Annotated in this window: 17 protein-coding genes; 10 read left to right on the top strand and 7 right to left on the bottom strand. The window is 68.0% G+C overall.

Going from position 1 to position 17504, the window contains the following annotated elements; genetic code table 11:
* Positions 1 to 56: 56 nt before the first annotated feature.
* Positions 57 to 1772 (bottom strand): bifunctional 3'-5' exonuclease/DNA polymerase, encoded by a 1716-nt coding sequence (locus ACP7AX_RS11400; RefSeq protein ID WP_426226570.1) that lies wholly within the window; start codon positions 1770 to 1772, stop codon positions 57 to 59.
* Between the two features lie 104 nt (positions 1773 to 1876).
* Here ACP7AX_RS11400 and ssd point away from each other — a divergent pair, with 104 nt between their 5' ends.
* The 4 genes from ssd to ACP7AX_RS11380 are packed head-to-tail and all read left to right on the top strand — an operon-like array spanning position 1877 to position 5932.
* The gene (gene ssd, locus ACP7AX_RS11395; protein ID WP_426226569.1) at positions 1877 to 3082 is read left to right on the top strand and encodes a septum site-determining protein Ssd; all 1206 of its coding nucleotides are present in this window, start codon (positions 1877 to 1879) and stop codon (positions 3080 to 3082) included.
* Positions 3079 to 4341, top strand: a complete 1263-nt coding sequence (locus tag ACP7AX_RS11390; protein WP_426226568.1) for a TadA family conjugal transfer-associated ATPase — start codon at positions 3079 to 3081, stop codon at positions 4339 to 4341. Before ssd ends, ACP7AX_RS11390 begins: the two co-directional genes overlap by 4 nt.
* Complete coding sequence (locus ACP7AX_RS11385; protein WP_426226567.1) at positions 4338 to 5297, top strand: type II secretion system F family protein; 960 nt, start codon at positions 4338 to 4340, stop codon at positions 5295 to 5297. Before ACP7AX_RS11390 ends, ACP7AX_RS11385 begins: the two co-directional genes overlap by 4 nt.
* On the top strand, positions 5294 to 5932 hold the full coding sequence (locus ACP7AX_RS11380) for a type II secretion system F family protein (RefSeq protein ID WP_426226566.1): 639 nt from the start codon (positions 5294 to 5296) through the stop codon (positions 5930 to 5932). The genes ACP7AX_RS11385 and ACP7AX_RS11380 overlap by 4 nt, the downstream gene beginning before the upstream one ends.
* Before the next feature lie 30 nt (positions 5933 to 5962).
* On the opposite strand, the gene ACP7AX_RS11375 is transcribed toward ACP7AX_RS11380, so the two are convergent.
* On the bottom strand, positions 5963 to 6373 hold the full coding sequence (locus ACP7AX_RS11375) for a hypothetical protein (RefSeq protein ID WP_426226565.1): 411 nt from the start codon (positions 6371 to 6373) through the stop codon (positions 5963 to 5965).
* 297 nt (positions 6374 to 6670) lie between these two features.
* On the opposite strand from ACP7AX_RS11375, the gene ACP7AX_RS11370 reads away from it, so the two are divergent.
* The 3 genes from ACP7AX_RS11370 to ACP7AX_RS11360 are packed head-to-tail and all read left to right on the top strand — an operon-like array spanning position 6671 to position 7949.
* Positions 6671 to 6946, top strand: a complete 276-nt coding sequence (locus ACP7AX_RS11370) for a DUF4244 domain-containing protein (protein ID WP_426226564.1) — start codon at positions 6671 to 6673, stop codon at positions 6944 to 6946.
* A 53-nt stretch (positions 6947 to 6999) separates the two neighbouring features.
* Positions 7000 to 7524: a TadE family type IV pilus minor pilin gene (locus ACP7AX_RS11365; RefSeq protein ID WP_426226563.1), complete on the top strand. Its 525-nt coding sequence runs from the start codon at positions 7000 to 7002 to the stop codon at positions 7522 to 7524.
* Positions 7521 to 7949, top strand: coding sequence for an Rv3654c family TadE-like protein (locus ACP7AX_RS11360; RefSeq protein WP_426226562.1), 429 nt, complete (start codon positions 7521 to 7523; stop codon positions 7947 to 7949). Before ACP7AX_RS11365 ends, ACP7AX_RS11360 begins: the two co-directional genes overlap by 4 nt.
* Here the strand turns inward: ACP7AX_RS11360 and ACP7AX_RS11355 are convergent.
* Together ACP7AX_RS11355 and ACP7AX_RS11350 are read right to left on the bottom strand one after the other, a co-directional pair.
* Positions 7922 to 10363, bottom strand: coding sequence for a DEAD/DEAH box helicase (locus tag ACP7AX_RS11355; RefSeq protein ID WP_426226561.1), 2442 nt, complete (start codon positions 10361 to 10363; stop codon positions 7922 to 7924). The two genes, ACP7AX_RS11360 and ACP7AX_RS11355, sit on opposite strands and share 28 nt — an antisense overlap.
* 71 nt (positions 10364 to 10434) lie before the next feature.
* Positions 10435 to 11127, bottom strand: a complete 693-nt coding sequence (locus ACP7AX_RS11350; RefSeq protein WP_131684471.1) for a GNAT family N-acetyltransferase — start codon at positions 11125 to 11127, stop codon at positions 10435 to 10437.
* 137 nt (positions 11128 to 11264) lie between these two features.
* Between ACP7AX_RS11350 and ACP7AX_RS11345 the strand changes: the two genes are divergently transcribed.
* Positions 11265 to 12158: a rhodanese-related sulfurtransferase gene (locus tag ACP7AX_RS11345; protein ID WP_426226560.1), complete on the top strand. Its 894-nt coding sequence runs from the start codon at positions 11265 to 11267 to the stop codon at positions 12156 to 12158.
* Between the two features lie 76 nt (positions 12159 to 12234).
* Here the strand turns inward: ACP7AX_RS11345 and ACP7AX_RS11340 are convergent, their stop codons facing one another.
* The 3 genes from ACP7AX_RS11340 to ACP7AX_RS11330 all read right to left on the bottom strand — a co-directional run bounded on the left by ACP7AX_RS11340 (position 12235) and on the right by ACP7AX_RS11330 (position 14536).
* Entirely contained in the window at positions 12235 to 12831 is a 597-nt protein-coding gene (locus ACP7AX_RS11340; protein WP_426226559.1) for a hypothetical protein, read from the bottom strand.
* A 75-nt stretch (positions 12832 to 12906) separates the two neighbouring features.
* Positions 12907 to 13344 carry a hypothetical protein gene (locus ACP7AX_RS11335; protein ID WP_426226558.1) on the bottom strand — a complete coding sequence of 146 codons (438 nt, stop codon included), beginning with the start codon at positions 13342 to 13344 and terminating at the stop codon, positions 12907 to 12909.
* A gap of 34 nt (positions 13345 to 13378) precedes the next feature.
* Complete coding sequence (locus tag ACP7AX_RS11330) at positions 13379 to 14536, bottom strand: hypothetical protein (RefSeq protein ID WP_426226557.1); 1158 nt, start codon at positions 14534 to 14536, stop codon at positions 13379 to 13381.
* A gap of 353 nt (positions 14537 to 14889) precedes the next feature.
* Between ACP7AX_RS11330 and ACP7AX_RS11325 the strand changes: the two genes are divergently transcribed.
* Both ACP7AX_RS11325 and ACP7AX_RS11320 read left to right on the top strand, forming a co-directional pair.
* Positions 14890 to 15693: a MerR family transcriptional regulator gene (locus ACP7AX_RS11325; protein WP_426226556.1), complete on the top strand. Its 804-nt coding sequence runs from the start codon at positions 14890 to 14892 to the stop codon at positions 15691 to 15693.
* Between the two features lie 39 nt (positions 15694 to 15732).
* A complete protein-coding gene (locus ACP7AX_RS11320; protein ID WP_426226555.1) occupies positions 15733 to 17475 on the top strand; it encodes a DUF7059 domain-containing protein in 1743 nt (580 codons plus the stop codon).
* Positions 17476 to 17504 lie beyond the last annotated feature (29 nt).

Genomic DNA, 17504 nt, shown 5'->3' with positions numbered 1-17504 from the left:
GCGTCGGCTCGGCCAGCTACTAGCGGGTAGGTTACGCCGCACTAACTGAACGCCCTTTACTTTGCGTTGTCATAGGAGTCCACCACCGCGACGCTCACCGGAAACTCCACCGGGATGGGGCCGAACAGGAGTTCCTTGGCGGCACTGGCTGCCTCCTCGATGGCGCGGACGCAGGCCGCAACCCCAGCCTCCGGTGCGTGAACCATTACCTCATCGTGGAGGAAAAAGACCAGTTCCGCCTGAACGGAAGACTCGGCACGCAGGGCGCGCAGCCGCCGTCGTAAGTCCGCCAGCCAGCAGGCCGCCCAGTCAGCAGCAGAACCCTGCACCACAAAGTTGCGGGTGAAGCGGCCCCGGGAGCGGGCGATCGCTTCGGCTCGGCGCTGTTCCTCGGCCGACGCCGACTGCTGGCTCCGGAACCACTGTTCCGACGGCGGCGGGCTGCTTCGCCCAAGCCTGGTGGTCACGGTGCCCCCGGCCTCGCCCTCGCGTGCAGCTTGCTCTACAAAGCCGACGGCGCGCGGGTAGGTCTTCGCCAGCTGCGGCATGAGCCGCCCGGATTCGCCAGTGGTGGCACCGTAGATCGCGCCGAGGAGGGCAACCTTTGCCTTGGCGCGGTCGCCGCCGAAGCCCTGCGCTGCGATGCCTGCATACAGGTCCTTGTCCCGCGCGGCCTCCGCCATTTTGGAGTCCTGCGCCAGCGCCACCAGGACACGCGGTTCCAGCTGGGACGCATCCGCGACGATGAGTTTGTAACCCGGAGCCGCATGGACGGCACCGCGGATCTGCCGCGGGATCTGCAGCGCTCCGCCGCCGCGGGAAGCCCAGCGCCCGGACACCACCCCGCCCACCACATACTCGGGCTGGAAGCGGCCGTCCGTCACCCACGCATCCAGCCAGGCCCAGCCGTTTGCTGTGTGGAGGCGGGACAGTTTTTTGTAAGCGAGGAGCGGTTCCATGGCCGGATGGCTGGATTCCTTCAGCTCCCACTGCCGAGTACTTTTCACCTCGATGCCGTTGCGGTGCAGGGCGCGCATCAGTTCCTGCGGCGAATCAGGGTTCAGCCCTGGGGAATTCAGCAGACCTTTGAGTTCGGTGTTCAGCGCTTCGAGTTTGGCGGGGCGGTGCCCCGGCTGCGGGCGGGGACCGAGGTGTTCGGCGAGGATCTGTTCGTGCAGGTCCTCCCGCCATGGAACGCCGGTGTGCTGCATTTCCGCGGCGATCATTGCGCCGGCCGATTCCGCGGCAAGCAGCAACTGGAGGCGTTTGCGTTTGTTCTCTTCGAGCGCGACGGCGGCGATGGCAGTCTGCTGGGCGGCATATTCGCTGCGCAGATCGGCCAGGGTGAGGCGCGGTGCTGCCCCGCGGACAGGGGCATCAAAGAGCGCGCCCTGATCTGCCGGCGGGGGTGGCGGCTGCAGGGAACGGGGCGGCTGCTGGGGATCGTCCAGGGTGACCTTCTCGGCGGTCAGGGCGTACTCGGTGTGGGCCGTGAACTGTGAATAGGCCAGAATGTTGCTGCTCAAACTCAGGTCGTAGCAGCGTTCCAGCTCCACTCCAGCCGCCAGCAGCGCGGGGTACCAGTCCTGGGTCCGGTGCCAGATCCAGCGCGGCGACGCCTCGCGCGGCCGGTTCTCCAGTTGACGTACGACGCCGGCCAGCTCACCGCCGCTGATCAGCCGCGGTTCGGGGCGGTCCGGGTGTGGAGCGCCGGCCTGCGTCAGCTGCTGGAGGGCTGCGCCGTTGGTGTGGGCAGCGAGCAGCAGATACATAGGTCCAATTCTGCCCTGTGGCAGCGGCAGTCCTGTGCGGAGGTTGTCCACATAGGGCGGTTGCCCCCTGTTTTCCCCGCCGCGGCCCGGTGGAGAGTTGCTCCATGAGCAGGCACCAGCAACAGCCATCCCCGTCCGAACGGCCACCATCCGGGCTGGCGCGTCCACACGGGCTGGCCGGCCCGCCCGGGCAGGCCGCGGCAGCAGGTGTTTCACCAGCCGGGCAGGCGGCCGGCGCTTGGCTGCCGGATCAGGCGGCCGCGGAGGTGCTGCTGGTGACCGGGTACGCGGTGCTCCAGGGCGAAGTGGAACAGATCGTAGCCGCCGCCGGTGGCCAGCTGCGTGTTGTGGAGGATGTGGCTGAGGCGGCCAAATACTGGGACGCCGCTGCCGCAGTGCTGGTGGGGAGCGATGTCCGGGAGCTACCGCCGCGCCGGCGGGCGCCGGCCGTGCTGGTGGGCCTGAACGGGGAAGGGGACAGCCTCTGGCACCTTGCAGCTGCCCTTGGTGCCGAGCGCGTGGCGGTGCTTCCTGACGCCGCAGCCTGGCTGGCCGAATACCTGAGCAGATCCCGTTCACCTGAAGCCGGCGGGCTGGTGCTTGGCATAACAGGCGGCTGCGGGGGAGCAGGGGCCACCACCGCAGCCATCTGGATCGCCCAGGCCGCGGCCGGACTCGGCGTGCGCGTCCTGCTGGTGGACGGGGATCCGTGGGGCGGCGGCCTGGAACTGGCGTTGGCCGCTGAGGAGACTCCGGGGCTGCGCTGGCTGGACCTTGCGGATGCGAGCGGCAGCATCGACGCCGGGCAGCTTTCCGATTCCCTGCCCGTCGCCGGAGGGTTTTCTTTCCTTTCCTGGCCCGGCAGCCGGGACCGTCCGGCGCCGGTGGACGCCACTACCATTGGCGGCGTGCTCGACGCCGCCCGGCGGGGCTATGAGCTGGTGGTGGTGGACATCGGCCGCGGTGCCGAGCCCGTGCACACTTTCGCCTGGGACTGCGACCGCATCCTGGTGGTGGTTCCGGCGCAACTCAAGGCTGCCGTGGCAACCGCACGGCTCCTCCAGGAACTTCCGCCCATTGAAGCGGCCCTCCTGGTGCGGGGCAAGGCCGGCGCAGCCCTGGACAGCGGGCTGATTGCCGGCGCTGTCGGGCTTGCGGTCCAGGGACGGGTTCCCGAGCTGCGCGGTGTGGTTGCGGCGGCAGAAAACGGGCGGCTCCTGGAGCTGGGCAAGCGGCGCAGCGTCAGGCATTTTGCCGCTGCGGTGCTGGATCTTTTCGACGATGAGATACCCGCGGGTGAACTGCTGTGAGTGCGCGGCAGCCACTCCCGCCGCCATCCGCCGGCAACCTGACGGGCCAGCGCCGCCGCCAGGCCCGGGTGCTCGATCCCCGGGTCCTGGACGCTGCCCTGCTGGAAACGGTCCGGGAATCCGTGATGTCCGACGCCGGGCCGGTCACCCCATCCCGCGTCGCCGCGGCGGTGCAGGCCACGGGGCGGCTGCTGGGGACAGCGGGGTCCCTTGCCGCGGTGGAACGGATCAGTGCGGAGCTGAACGGGCTCGGCCCGCTCCAGGAGCTGACCAGGGACGTCCAAGTGACTGACATCTTCGTCAACGCCCCGGACTCGGTCTGGATCGACCGGGGCAGGGGCATTGAACCGGCCGGGGTTTCGTTTTCGGGTGAGGCACAGGTCCGGGCTTTGGCGTCGCGGCTGGTGGCAGCCGGCGGGCGGCGGCTCGATGACGGCTCACCTTGCGTTGATGTCAGGCTCGACGGCGGCTACCGGGTCCACGCCGTGCTGCCGCCCATTTCAACAGCCGGAACCCTGCTGAGCGTCAGGATCCGGCGGGAACAGGTCTTCTCGATGGAAGAACTCCGTGCCGGCGGGATGTTCGGGACTGTGATGCAGGATGTCCTGGAACGCATTGTTGAGCAACGGCTGAGCTTCCTCATCAGCGGCGCCACCGGCTCGGGCAAGACCACGCTGCTGTCCACCCTGCTGGGGCTGTGCTCACCGGCGGAACGGCTCGTCCTGATCGAGGACGCCTCTGAATTGAACCCCGTCCACCCGCACATCGTGTCGCTGGAGTCCCGCCACGGAAACCTCGAGGGCGGCGGCGAAGTGGACCTGGGCGAGCTCGTCCGGCAGGCCCTGCGGATGCGGCCGGACCGGCTGGTGGTGGGTGAATGCCGCGGCGCGGAGGTCCGGGAACTGCTGACAGCCATGAACACCGGCCACACCGGTGGCGGCGGGACCATCCACGCGAACGCAGCAACCTCGGTACCGGCGCGGCTTACCGCCCTGGGCGCCTTGGCCGGTTTGGGGCCGGACGCCGTCCGGTTGCAGGCAGCCAGCGCCCTCGATCTCATCGTCCATGTGCAAAGGTCCCCCAGCGGCCGGCACGTCGGCTGCGTCGGTCTGCTGCAGGACGGTCCCGGTGGGCTTTCCGTGGTTCCGGCCCTCGAAAGCGGACGGGGACGGCTCACGCCGGGGCCTGGTTGGGAAGCGCTGTGCGGGCGGCTCGGAATGTCACCCGGTGTTAACACTGCCGTGGACGCTGTTGCATGAGCGTCCTGCTGGCCGCGCTTCTCGTGTCCGCTGCCGTCCTGCTCTTCCGCCCGCCGGGAGGGGCAACGGGCCGTTTCCGCCGGGCCGTGGGAATCACCGCACCGGTCCGCCCTGGCGGGGGTCGGTTAGGGCTGGTCCCGGCCGGTTCGGGGAATGTCAGCAATTTGGGTGGCGGCAGCTTGGGCGGGTTCAGCGGCTTCAGCGTCGGAGGTATCTTCGGAGGAGTCGCCGGTTCAGCGCGCAGGTCAGGGCGGCAGCAGGCCGGCCTCTCCCTGACACTGTTGGTCCAGCAGCTTGCCGCGCTGTTGAAGGGTGGGCGCACCCCCGCACGGCTGTGGGATGAATTATGGCTCGTCCACGCGGGCCGGATTGAAACCGGTTCCGGCGGCCCCTTTGCCGCCGCTTCGGCCCCGGACCGCGGGGGCCAGCCAGCCAGAGTCTCCGGCCCACAGGCAGTGGGACGTTCCGGTGCGAGCCTGAGCGGGGGTTCCTTGGTGATGCTTGGTGCCGTCAAGGCAGCCGCCCACCGGGGATCGCCGGTGTCCGCAGCGATCAGGAATTCTGTCCAGCAGGCCTTCCCGCGCAATGATGGCAGGGAATCCCGGATCTGGTGTGAGTTGGCTGCGTGCTTCGACATAGCCGAAGCCAGCGGCTGTCCTTTGGCCGATGTCCTGACACGGTTTGCTGCCCAACTCGAAGTCGAGGACGATGCCGAAGCCGCACGGCAAACAGCCCTTGCAGGACCCAAAGCGACAGTCACCCTCCTGACTTGGCTTCCGCTGATGGGACTGGGGCTGGGAATGGCCCTGGGCGTCGATCCCCTGGCCATCCTGGTCGGTACGCCGCTGGGCATGGCGGCCTTAGCAGCGGGAGTGGGACTGACCATCGCCGGACGAATCTGGTCCGCCCGTCTGGTTCGTGGAGCCGCCGGCGCCGCGGGGGCGGGGCCAGCGTGACGGCGGCGATTCTGCCCGGGCTGGCTCTCATCGTTGTTCTGGCCGCAGCTGCCTGGCTGGCTTTTTCCGGACCTGTGCGCGTGCGGCTGCGGCTGCTGGGACTGGACAGCCACCCAGACCGGGAGGTCGGCCGGGATGGGAGTCCTTGCGGCGGAAACCGCAGCGGCACCGGCGGCGAGGTCAACCACGATGGAAGGCATCAGGGTTTGCACGATCCGGCCATGATGCTGGAACTCGTAGCCGCGATGCTGGATGCAGGTTCAGGGATCGGCCGTTCGCTCGAACTGGTGGCCGCCTCGGCGTCACCGGACTACAGCAGTGCGCTGCGGCCAGTGGTGTCCGCGCTCGCCATTGGAGCTGACTGGGAGACGGCCTGGCGCAGTTCCGAGGTGCGGTTTCCCGAGATCCTGGAGCTGCGGGATGCGCTGGGGTTTGCCGCGCTGACCGGTGCGCCGTCGTCGGCCATCCTTTATGCACAGGCCGCCAGGCTCCGCCGGGAAAGGTTCCGTGCTGCTGAAAAGCGGGCGGCCTCGCTGGGGGTGAAGCTCGTCATTCCGCTGGGATTGTGCTCGCTGCCGGCGTTCATCTGCCTGGGGGTGGTCCCGGTCCTCCTGGCTCTGGTGCCCTCTGGGTAGTATCTGTGCTGCGGGCCGTCACCAGTGACGTCAATTTCCCGTGCGCCTGTCTTCGTCCCAGGGAGGCATCGTATCGAGCGACGGCGCATCGACCCCGTACTTGTGCTGAATGGCTTGACGGATACGCCTGTCTGCCTCGGCGGCCGCCTCAGAATCGTCCTTCCACGTTGAAGAGACACCGAAGACCTCAAAGACATCTTTTTCGCTGGCGCCGGCCCACCATTGGGGATCCTCGGTCTTGCCCAACCATTGAAGGATCTGTTCCCGCTCACGCTCGTACTGGCCCATCACCAGTGCAATTTTTTCGACCGGGCCCCTGCTTTGCTGTTCGAGCCGCATGTTCCGCATGAAGGCCAGCACCTCCCCCTGCTGGCCGATGACCTGCAGCCTTTCCAGGAGCGTGCGTTCGTCCCCGCGGTCCTTCTTGTTTTCCTCGCCCATGGCCAAAGCGTAGTTCCCGTGCCCGAATCAGCGGCGGTGCCTGGCCGGACGTTGCCTCCGTCCTTTCCTCCACATCCGGTTTCTTCCCGCAGTTTTCCACTTACCAAACGCCTGCCCTTACCGGTGGTGGCGCAGCCGGGAAGAGTCGGATCAGCCGGCAACTCAGCCGGATCACAGAAGGGGAACACCATGACCATCGTCAACCGATATTGCGTTGAATGCCACACCGAATCACCCCTGGCCAACGGGGGGCTGACCTCAGGATTGTCGAGCGCGGGCGGCCCAACGGCAGATTCAATGAGCACCGGATCAACCGTCACCGGACCAGCTGACCATGCACGGGCCCCCGCGGGGGAGGACAGCAACGTGGTGGAGTTCCAGACCCGGGCGGACAGGGCCGGGAAGCGCAGCACTTGGCTCCTGGGGTCAGAAGCGGGCATGGCCACGGCAGAGTACGCCATCGCAACCCTGGCTGCTGTGGGCTTCGCAGGCCTGCTGGTCTTCATTCTCCGCAGCGACGAAGTGCGCGGGTTCCTGCTGACGCTGATCCGCACGGCGCTGGCCCTGCCGTGAGCCGGGCGCCGGCAGCGCCACCCCCGGACGCTGGCCAGCAGGCTGAGGTGGGCTTGGCTGAGGTCACCAGGTCCAGCCGGGCCAGCCGGGCCAGCTGGCCCGGGCACGGCGGCGGCGGGCCGGGGAGTGCCCGTGGCGCCGTGACGGCTGAGTTCGCGGTGGCCCTGCCGGCGGTCCTGCTCCTTTTGGCACTGCTGCTTGCCGGAGCCGCCGGCGGTGTCACCCAGCTCCGGCTGGAGGAGGCAGCGCGGGCAGGTGCGAGGGCACTCGCCCGCGGAGAAGACCCGGCGGCAGTCGAGGGGATCGTCAGGACCTTGGCCGGGCCGTCGGCCACGGCGTCCGTTGCAGCGGACGGCGAGTGGCTGAGCGTCACTGTGGCCGACAGGGTGGGTGGCCCGCTCGGGGCAACCGTTCCCTGGACGCTGACGGCCAGGGCCACCACCCGCAACGAAACACCGGCCGCCTCGTGGGCTCCGAAGCTCAAACAGGGGTCATTCCTGGCGCTCTCAGCACAGCCGGAACACTCACGCACTGCGCGGTCGACTTTCACCCAGACCGTGGCCGGGGCGGGGACATGAAAGGCAAGCACCGGGACCATCCGGACCAGCGGGACCACCCGGAAGGCCAGCACCCGGACCACCCGGATCGCCAGGATAGCCCGGACCACCCGGAGCGCGGCTCCGGAACCGTCCTTGCAGCCGGACTGGCGATGGTTGTCATCATGGCCATGGTCCTGATGCTGCTTCTGGCACAGTCCGCCGTCATGGCCAGCAGGGCAGCGGCAGCAGCGGACCTCGCCGCCCTTGCCGCTGCCGATGCCCTGCGTGGCCTCACCTCGGGGGAGCCCTGTGCCGTCGCGGCCGCTGTGGCCGCCCGCCACGCTGCCACTCTCGTCAGTTGCAGCGAGGGAGCCGGCCAGACTGTCGAGGTCCGGACGGAGCTGATTGCACGGACCATGCTCGGTCCCGCCAGTGGTCAGGCCCGGGCCGGACCGCCGCCCTGAACCGCAGCCGGACTGAGCGCCCGGTCGTGCTGGGGTCTAAGGGGGGAAAGCTCCGCCTGCTGGGGAGGTTCTTCGCTGGCATCCTTGAGCAGGACGTCGATGAGTGTGATTGCCGCGGCCTTGTCCAGCGGGTTGTTCTTGTTTCCGCATTTGGGGGACTGGACGCAGGACGGGCAGCCCGATTCACACTCGCAGGCTTTGATGGCGTCCCGGGTTGCCGTCAGCCATACCTTCGCTTTGTCGAACCCGCGCTCGGCGAATCCGGCCCCGCCAGGGTGTCCGTCGTACACAAAGATGGTGGGCACTCCTGTGTCGGCGTGGATGGCCGTGGACACTCCGCCGATGTCCCAGCGGTCGCTTGAGGCCACCAGCGGCAGGAGGCCGATCGCTGCGTGTTCGGCGGCATGAAGGGCACCCGGGAACTCCGCCTCGATGAGTCCGGCGCCGGTCAGGGACCTGTTCTCCACCACAAACCAGACAGCCTTGGTGAACAGGTCCCGGGCGCCCAGCTCCAAAGGCTCCTCGCCCAGGACCTCGTTCGAGACCATGGCCTTCCGCTGAAAGGAAACCACCTGCGTTGTCACTTTCACATCACCGAAATGCACGGCCACGTCGCCCCAGTGCGCCGTCCGCTGCGTTTCGAGGACCTCGATCTGCGTTACATCCCGGGCGGTGGTGTAGTAGTCGGGGTTGGCCCGGCGGACCACCACACAGTGTTCGTCCTCGTTCAGGTCCTCCACCACATAGCTGTCGCCCTGATGGACGTAGACCGCCCCGGTGTGGGCCTGGTAGTGCGTCTGCGGTGAGTCCATGGTCCCCAGCAGGGAGCCGGTATCGGCGTCCACGATGCTTACCGGCCCTCCGCCGTCGGCCCTGAGGTTCACCATGGCGGCAGCGCTCTGGGAATGGGTCCAGAACCAACCGGCCGGCCGGCGGCGCAGATAGCCCTGGGTCACCAGCTGCCCCAGTAGCTTCTCGGCCGTACCACCAAAAAGGCCGAGTTCTCCCACGCCAAGCGGCAGCTCCGCCGCGGCGGCACAAAGATGCGGCCCCAGCACATACGGATTGGAAGGATCGAACACCGTTGCCTCAACCGAGACGTCGAAAATCGCCTCCGGGTGGTTCACCAGGTAGGTGTCCAGCGGATCATCGCTGGCCACAAAGGCGGCGATGGCATCCTGGCCTGCCCGCCCGGCCCGACCGATCTGCTGGAACAGCGAAGCCCGGGTTCCCGGCCAGCCGGCCACCAGGACGGCATCCAGCCCGGAAATGTCGATCCCCAGCTCCAGCGCGGACGTACTGGAAACGCCCAGAAGCTCGCCGGACCTCAGGGCCTTCTCCAGCGCCCTGCGCTCCTCGGGCAGGTAGCCGGACCGGTAGGCGGCAACACGTTGCGGCAGGCTGGGGTCCACTTCGTCCAGCAGGCGCTTGCTGATGGACGAGATCGTTTCGGCACCGCGTCTGGATTTGATAAAGGCGATGGTCCGGATCCGGGACGAGACCAGGTTGGCCAGCAGATCGGCCGTTTCTGCCACTGCGGTGCGGCGTTGTGGGGCCCCATTCTCGCCTTTAAGGTCCATGAGCGCCGGCTCCCAGAAGGCCACGGTAGTGGAGCCGTGCGGTGAGGAGTCCTCCGCGACCGCCCGGACAGGTGCGCCGATCAGCCGCCCGAAGGAGGTGGCGGGTTCCGAAGCAGTGGCAGACGCCGCGATGAACACCGGTTCAGGGTGGGAGGTTCCGGCACCGTAGTAGGCGCAGATCCGGCGCAGCCTGCGCATCAGATTGGCAACATGGGAGCCGAAGACTCCCCGGTAGCTGTGGGCTTCATCCACGATCACGTACCGCAGCCGCCGGAAGAAGCCGGCCCACCAGGCATGGTTGGGCAGGATGCCGAAGTGGAGCATGTCCGGGTTCGCGAGGATGAAGTTGGCGTGGTCCCGGATCCAGCGGCGCGATGCGGGGTCGGTGTCGCCGTCGTACGTCTCGGCACGCACGGTGGGCAGCTTCAGGGCCCGGATTGCTGCAAGCTGGTCCGCGGCGAGGGCCTTCGTCGGCGAAAGGTAAAGGGTGACGGCGCCGTCATCGTGGATCTTCCCCGGTTCCGCCAGCACGCGGAGCTCGGAGCGGTGGATGGCGTCCAGTGCCGGCAGCTGGTAGGCGAGTGATTTACCCGAGGCGGTGCCCGTGGCAATCACCACGTGCTCGCCGCCGTGGGCAAGGTTGGCGGCCTGGATCTGGTGCCGGTAAGGCTCGTGGATGCCCAAGGTGCCATAAGCGGACACGACATCCGGGTGGGCCCAGTCCGGCCACGGCTCGTGGACCGCTTTACGGGCGGGGATGGTCCGGACATGACGCAGCTGCTCCGGGTCCGGGCCGCGGCCCAGCAACGGAATCAGGGAGTCATGGGGGTTCACCCCAACATTCTTTCACCCGCCGAAAAATCGAGGGTCAGCCAGCCCGCACTTTAGGAACCTCGGTCAGGGATTCAGCCCACGGAGAGGTCAGTGCCCTCGTCCGAGAGTGACAGCATCAGGACCCGGCAGACGGTTGACCAGCCGAGGTGCGAATACAGTTTCTGACCGTCAATGGAGGCCAGCAGCAGGCCGTTCTCCACATCCGGTCCGATTGCCTGGGCTGCCAGCGCTTTCATGATGAAGCTGCCCAGGCCCCGGCGTTGGAAGGCGGGTTCGGTAACGATCTTGTCGAACACCGCCGTGCCGTCCACCACAAACACCCTCCCGCTGGCGGCCACGGTATCGCCGGAGCGGACCACAGCATGGTGGACGCCATCCAGTTCCGAGGTCACCAGTTGGAGGTCGTCGTCCGAAAGCCAAGGATCTTCAGTGTCCTGGGTTTCCATGTCGACGATCATCATGGCCTGCGACGCGGAGGTGATATTCAGCGTGTGTTTTTCGGCCAGCTGGGTGTACCGCAGGACGTCGTTGGTGAGGATGGTCAGCACCCGGGTGGGGGCTTCAGCGGTCTTCGCGGCCAGGGCTGCGAACTCGGCGTCGGAGGGGTCGTGGGCGAAGTATTCCCATTCCCCGGTGGTGTCGGCCCGCAGGACTGCGGGGAAGCGGCCTTCAACTGAGGTTTGGTAGCCGCGGCAACCTGCCCAACCCGCTACCCAGACTTCAAGAAGGTTCGTGATGTTTCCAACCAAGGCGTCCGGACTCATGTGATGAGGGTATTCCAGCCCCGTCACAAGCAACAGGGGTTCTGTGGGCCGATCTGACTTGCTTATGCAATCGTGACCCGGCAAGACTGGCCGGATGCCCGCGGAACATGAACGGCAAAGCCAGTACCCTTAAATACGTGGCTTTGAACCGAATTGTGCTTTTTTACGGCTTTACCCCCATCGCTGACCCGGATGCGGTGCGGCTCTGGCAGCGCGCCCTCTGCGAAAAACTGGGGCTGACCGGGCGCATCCTGATCTCCAAGGACGGCATCAACGCCACGGTTGGCGGAGAGCTCAGTGCGGTCAAGCAGTACGTCAAAACCACCCGTGAATATAAGGGCTTCCACGGCATCGACGCGAAGTGGTCCGACGGCGGCGCAGAGGACTTCCCGCGGCTGAGCGTGAAGGTCCGGGACGAGATCGTCTCCTTCGGCGCCCCCGGCGAACTGAAAGTCGACGGGAACGGCGTGGTGGGCGGCGGCACCCACCTCAAGCCCGAGGAACTGCACGAACTCGTGGATGCCCGGAAACAGGCCGGCGAAGACGTGGTGTTCTTCGACGGCCGTAACGCCTTCGAAGCCCAGATCGGCAAGTTCAAGGACGCGATCGTCCCGGATGTCGCCACCACGCACGATTTCATCAAGGAACTCGACTCCGGCAAGTACGACGCCCTCAAAGACAAGCCTGTAGTCACCTACTGCACCGGCGGGATCCGCTGCGAGGTGCTCTCCAGCCTGATGGTCAACCGCGGCTTCAAGCAGGTGTACCAGCTGGACGGCGGGATCGTCCGCTACGGCGAGACCTTCAAGGACCAGGGCCTGTGGGAGGGCTCCCTCTACGTCTTCGACAAGCGCATGCACCTGGAATTCAGCGAGGACGCCAAAACCATCGGCCAGTGTGTCCGCTGCTCCGCGCCCACCAGCAAGTTCGAGAACTGCTCCAACCTCAGCTGCCGGACCCTGACGCTTTATTGCGCCGACTGCGCGTCCAGCCCCGAGACACTGCGCTGCCCCGAAGGCTGCGCGGCCTAACCGGCCGAGAGGCTGGGCTGGCGTGAGCGGCCTGGGAGACTAAGCCAGCCTGAGCGGCATGGGTATCCCGGGGGCCTCAGAGCCGGCTGATCCGGTACGCGAAGTTTGCCGCTGAGCGTGCTTCCACCCGGAAAGTCAGCGCCGACTCCGCCGAGAGGTACACCACCTCTTCCCGCACTGCCCCGCAGCGCAGGCTGAGATCCACCACGGTGATGGCGTCGGTGCGGACCGTGAAGCTCACGCGCCGCTGACTCCGGCAGAGCAAGGCCATGGCATAGGTCCCGGCCGGCAGCGAAGCGGTGGTCCCGTTGTGGACTTCCTGCGCCTGCAGCAGCCCATAGCCCCGGTGCGCGGCCTCCGGGCTGGCCCCCATCTGGGACCTCTCCAACCAGGCGTTCAGCCCAGCCTCACCTACCGGATCCCGCCGCCAATATTCGGAAGACGGTGCGGCCCGGGTGACAACAGGGGCCGGCGTGATGTCCTGGGCGGGCCGCCAGCCGTCGTCGTACGTGTATTCACATCCAGTGAGCGCCGCGGCGGCCAACAGGGCTCCCGTTGTCCAGCGTACGACGGCGGACCGAACCCGCGTGCGCGGGTGAAGCTTCCGGGGCGGGAGGAACCCCGGACGGGCTTTCGCATGATGGCGCGGAGGCGCCCCCGGCATGGCGGGCATACTCCGACTGTAGGCCCGTTTCGGGCGCCAAAACAGAGCTGCCGGCCCCGTGCTGAAAGGAGGGGAGTACGGGGATCAGCCTGCCGCCACCAAGCGGTAGGCGTAGATGAGGGGTGCGTCCAGGCTGGAGGCGCTGAACTCCAGGGGGCCGCTTTCGGTCAGGGTGATCTTCTTGGATTCGCGGGTTCCGTAGCAGGCAGCGCCGAGGTCGGCCAGTTCCTTGCCTGAAGACCGGACCGCGAGGAAGGCCTTGCCGCCGCCTTCGCAGACGAGGGTTAGCGTGTAGCTGCCCGCCGGTACCTCCGCCGTCCGGTCCACGGGCTGGGCGTTGAGGAGCTTTCCGGCGTCCTCGGCCACCGTGCCGCTGGCCGGCGGCAGCGCGGTGGCTTTCCAGGACGGCACCTCCGCGTTCTCCACGGAGACCTGGGCGCTGCAACCGGAGACGGCCAGCAGGGCAGCGGCGGCCGCCGCCACGGAGAGGGCACGTGGCCGGAAAGGAGAACGGAAAGCCATGCCTCCAACCTACCCGCGACTTCCCGCCCGGCCCTCACCCGGCAATCAGCTCCGGCACCTCGCCCCGGTGCAGCGCGAGATACACCCTGTCCCGCAGCGCGTTGGCCTCCTGGTCCGTCAGCGTCCGGTCCAGCGGCTGAAGCACCAGCCGCAGCAGCACGTTCACCTGCCCGGCCCGCATCCGGAGGCGCTCGACGGCGGCCGGCGGCAGCTCCGCCGTCGGCGTCACTGCTTTCACCTCCAGAGCCGCCAGGACGTCCGCGTCTGCCCCCAAGGCAGTGCGGGCCAGGTCTCCGAGGAGTTCGACGTCGGCATCGGCCTCCGCGTCCAGCACCAGGGAGAGGTCGCGCCGGATCTCCGGCATGGCGGAGACGGGACGGTACGGCGACAGGTCCAGCATCTGCGACTGGACGTCCGGATGCCCCGAGCGGAGCAGGCGGATGTCCGAGATCCCCTTCCTCAGCATCAGCGCCCGGTCCAGCCCCATCCCGAGGGCCAGGCCCGCCCACCGCCTGGGATCAAGGCCCGAGCCGCGCAGGACGCCGGCGGCCACGAGCCCGCACTCGGCCAGCTCCAGCCATTCGCGCCGGCCGTCCGGTTGCGTTACCAGGACGTCCAGCTGCCGTCCCGCGGCCGTGTAGCTGTGCCGGGCCGGGGTTGAGCGCCACTGTACGTCCGGGTGCTCGGCCGGGGGCAAAACCGCCTCCACTACGGCAGCCATCATCGCGTCCAGGTCTGAAGGCCCCAGCAGCCCCCGTGCCTTCAGCCGCCAGAGATCCACCTGGTGCGGGGCGCCCACATGGGTGCGGTCGATCGCATCGCGGCGGTACACCAGGCCCGGCAGCACGTGCAGCCGGTCGTAGTGGCCCAGCTCGCCGCGGAGCGAATCCAGCAAGGCGGGAATGCCGGCGGAGGTGTGGCTGCGGAGCATCACGGTGGGGCTCACATGGCGTGAATAGCGCGAATCCCTGGTGACGTCGTCAGGCGAGTATCCCAGCCGGTCGTAATTGTCTGCGGTGGCCACCAGCGGGTTGAGCCGGTGGGTCAGCGACTGCACGCCCCACAGGCGTTCCAGGCCGGCCACCACATCGGCAAGGAGCAGCTCCATGGCGTGCGGGCCGGCGTCGGGATCGGACAGGTCCCGCAGGGAAAGGGCGGTGTTGAGTTGGGTCAGCGAAAGGTAAGTCTTCATGTCAGGGGTCCTTAGGTGCATCAGGTTCGGGAGGGGGAAATCACCCTCAACCGCTGAGCCGGACGGACCCCGGCAGCTCCAGTCAGGCGCGCGATGGGAAGCCCGTGCGGCCGGAAAGCGGCCGAGGGCTGATAAATCGCTGCTGGATTTGCATGGGTCCATAGTACGCCGGGGCGGCAGGGTGCGTGGGAAAGCTTGGAGCCGGGCTCAGGCTGAAGCGCTTGACGTTGACGCTACGTCAAGATCTATCGTGGAGGTATCGGCCCGGGCGGAACTGACCCCGCGGAACAGGCTCCGCGGAACTGACCCCGCGGAACAGGCCCCGCGCAACAGACCCAGGAAAGGAGGAGCGCATGGACTGGTCCATCCAGGAGATCGCCCGGATCGCCGGCACCACCAGCAGGACGCTGCGGCACTATGACGGGATCGGCCTGCTCAAGCCCAGCCGTACCGGCCACAACGGCTACCGCTACTACAACCAGGCGGCGCTGGTGCAGCTCCAACGCATCCTCCTGCTGCGCGGCCTGGGGCTGGGCCTGCCGGTGATCAGCCAGGTGCTCGACGACCAAACGGACGCCGCCAAGGCCCTCGCCGTCCACCTGGAATGGCTCACGCAGGAACAGGACAGGCTGGCGCGCCAGATCGCGTCGGTCACGCAAACCATCGAAGCAGTGAAAGGAGGTGGCGAAATCATGGCAGAGGACATGTTCAACGGTTTCGACCACACGCAGTACAAGGACGAAGTGGAGGAGCGCTGGGGCAAGGACGCCTACGCACGCGGCGACTCGTGGTGGCGGGGGATGAGCGCGGATGAGAAGGCCGCGTGGAAGCAGCGCTCGCAGAAGCTGGGCGCGGACTGGATCGCCGCCGCTACGGGGGGAATTGCCCCGGACAGTGCCGAGGCGCAGGCCATCGCGAAGCGGCACGTCGAGTGGCTCACGGGCATCCCGGGGACCCCGACGGCGGACGCAGCGGACGCGGTGGACTCTGCCGGCGCAGCCGGAGCTTCAGGGGGCGAGTCCCATGTGAAGGAGTACGTCGCCGGGCTCGGCGAAATGTATGTGGCTGATCCCCGCTTCGCCAGGAATTACGGCGGCGCCGAAGGGGCGGCCTTCGTCCGGGATGCGCTGAAGGCCTACGCGGAGCGGAACCTGTAGCAGCCTGGGGCGTGGGGCAGCCGCCAATAGACTTGACCGGTGACTGACTCCACGCTTTTCCTGGCCGGCAACACCCCTGATGCTCCCCGGAGTGATCTCCCGGACCTGCTTGCAGCGCTCGCCGCGGACCTGCGGCGGGTGGAATACACGCTCGACGGCGTGGCGGGGCTCCTTGGGGAATCGGCCTACCTTGCGTTGAACCGGGACCAGCTCATCCCGGCGCTGCTGGCCACCGAAAGGGCTCTCGACGGGGCACGTGCAGGCGGTGACCCTGCCGGTGGTGACCCTGCGGGCGGTGACCCTGCCGCCGCGGCGCTCGCCGCCGTCGTCCGTCTCTGGCTCCTGGCTGAACCGCAGGCGCGGGCCACGCTCGACGCCGCCCTGCCGGCGATCGGTGCCGACGGTCTGGTGGCGCTGGGGCTGGTGGAGCCCGTGCCCGGCCCTGCGCTTGGTGACCCCTCGGGGCCGGACTCTTCGGGGCAGGACCTGTTCCAGGCCAGGGCGGATCTTCGGCCCTATGGCTGGGACGCCAACGAGGACGGCAGCGGGGGCGCCGAACTCTGGGTGGCGAGCGATCTCGCCGCCCACCAGCAGGCCGGCGTCCTGCGGCACGATCACGTGCTGGGCATCGGGCAGGCGTCCACCACCCTGGTTCAGACCACGGTCCGCCGGCACGTGAGCAAGGCGCTTGACCTGGGGACGGGCTGCGGCATCCAGTCCTTCCACCTGCTGCACCACGCCGAGCACGTCACCGCCACGGACATCTCCGCGCGGGCGCTGGCCTTCACCCGCTTCAACCTGCTGCTCAATGCTGAGGCCCTGCATCTTGACCCTGCGCGCCTGGAGGACCGGGTGAGCCTGCGGCTGGGGTCGCTGCTGGACCCCGTGGCCGGCGAGGAGTTTGAGCTGGTGGTCTCCAACCCGCCGTTCGTGATCACGCCGCGGACCCTCGGCGAGGAAGCATCCGGGCAGTTCACGTACCGGGACGGCGGCCTGCCCGGCGATGAGATTGTGTCCTCGCTGGTCCGGGACCTTCCGTCGGTCCTGGCCCCGGGCGGAACAGCCCAGTTATTGGGCAACTGGGAGGTCCCGGCGGGCGCGGCCTGGCCTGAACGGCCGCACAGCTGGGCCAGTGCGGACACGGACGCCTGGTTCATCCAGCGCGAGCAGGTGGGGCCGGAGCAGTATGCCGAAACGTGGCTGCAGGACGCCTCCGAATCCCGCGACCGCCAGCATTACAAGGATGCCTACGCTGCGTATCTGGCCGATTTCGCGTCCCGGAACGTGGCCGGAATCGGTTTCGGGATGGTCTGGCTGCGCCGGCCGCCGGGTTCCGGTCCCAACACGGAACTCATCAGCCGCTACGAGGAAATCACGTACCCCATCGAGCAGCCCATCGGGCCTCACCTGGGCGCCGCCGTCGAACGTTCCGATTGGCTGGCCGCCAACAGCCTGGCGGACGCGCACCTGCTCGTGGCTGACGACGTCACGGAGGAGCGCCATCAGCGCCCCGGCGCCGAGCACCCGGGTGTGATTCTGCTGCGCCAGGGCGCCGGGCTGCGCCGCACGAATCTGCTCAGCACGGAGCTGGCCGGTTTTGTCTCCGCGTGCGACGGCGATCTGTCAGTGGGGCAGATCATCGGAGCCCTGGAAGCGCTGCTGGGCGGGAGCCTGGCAGGGGAGGAAGGGTTCGACGCCGAGGCGTTCCGGAGCGGGTTGCTCACCGAAGTTGCCAACCTGGTCCGCGATGGTTTCCTGCTGCCGGCGGAGTTTTCGGAGTAGCCGGATTGGGGCCGCGGAAAGGCCGTAAT

Origin of the sequence: Pseudarthrobacter sp. DSP2-3-2b1 (assembly GCF_049895945.1) — a bacterium.
Classification (GTDB): Bacteria; Actinomycetota; Actinomycetes; order Actinomycetales; family Micrococcaceae; genus Arthrobacter.
This window is presented reverse-complemented; position numbering and strand designations above follow the sequence as displayed.

What these genes read in the sequence shown, in the direction of transcription:
- ACP7AX_RS11400 (WP_426226570.1), bottom strand. Translation starts at nt 1,772, where the DNA reads ATGTATCTGCTGCTCGCTGCCCACACCAACGGCGCAGCCCTCCAGCAG.
- ssd (WP_426226569.1), top strand. Translation starts at nt 1,877, where the DNA reads ATGAGCAGGCACCAGCAACAGCCATCCCCGTCCGAACGGCCACCATCC.
- ACP7AX_RS11385 (WP_426226567.1), top strand. Translation starts at nt 4,338, where the DNA reads ATGAGCGTCCTGCTGGCCGCGCTTCTCGTGTCCGCTGCCGTCCTGCTC.
- ACP7AX_RS11375 (WP_426226565.1), bottom strand. Translation starts at nt 6,373, where the DNA reads ATGGGCGAGGAAAACAAGAAGGACCGCGGGGACGAACGCACGCTCCTG.
- ACP7AX_RS11370 (WP_426226564.1), top strand. Translation starts at nt 6,671, where the DNA reads ATGAGCACCGGATCAACCGTCACCGGACCAGCTGACCATGCACGGGCC.
- ACP7AX_RS11360 (WP_426226562.1), top strand. Translation starts at nt 7,521, where the DNA reads ATGAAAGGCAAGCACCGGGACCATCCGGACCAGCGGGACCACCCGGAA.
- ACP7AX_RS11350 (WP_131684471.1), bottom strand. Translation starts at nt 11,127, where the DNA reads ATGAGTCCGGACGCCTTGGTTGGAAACATCACGAACCTTCTTGAAGTC.
- ACP7AX_RS11340 (WP_426226559.1), bottom strand. Translation starts at nt 12,831, where the DNA reads ATGCCCGCCATGCCGGGGGCGCCTCCGCGCCATCATGCGAAAGCCCGT.
- ACP7AX_RS11335 (WP_426226558.1), bottom strand. Translation starts at nt 13,344, where the DNA reads ATGGCTTTCCGTTCTCCTTTCCGGCCACGTGCCCTCTCCGTGGCGGCG.
- ACP7AX_RS11330 (WP_426226557.1), bottom strand. Translation starts at nt 14,536, where the DNA reads ATGAAGACTTACCTTTCGCTGACCCAACTCAACACCGCCCTTTCCCTG.
- ACP7AX_RS11325 (WP_426226556.1), top strand. Translation starts at nt 14,890, where the DNA reads ATGGACTGGTCCATCCAGGAGATCGCCCGGATCGCCGGCACCACCAGC.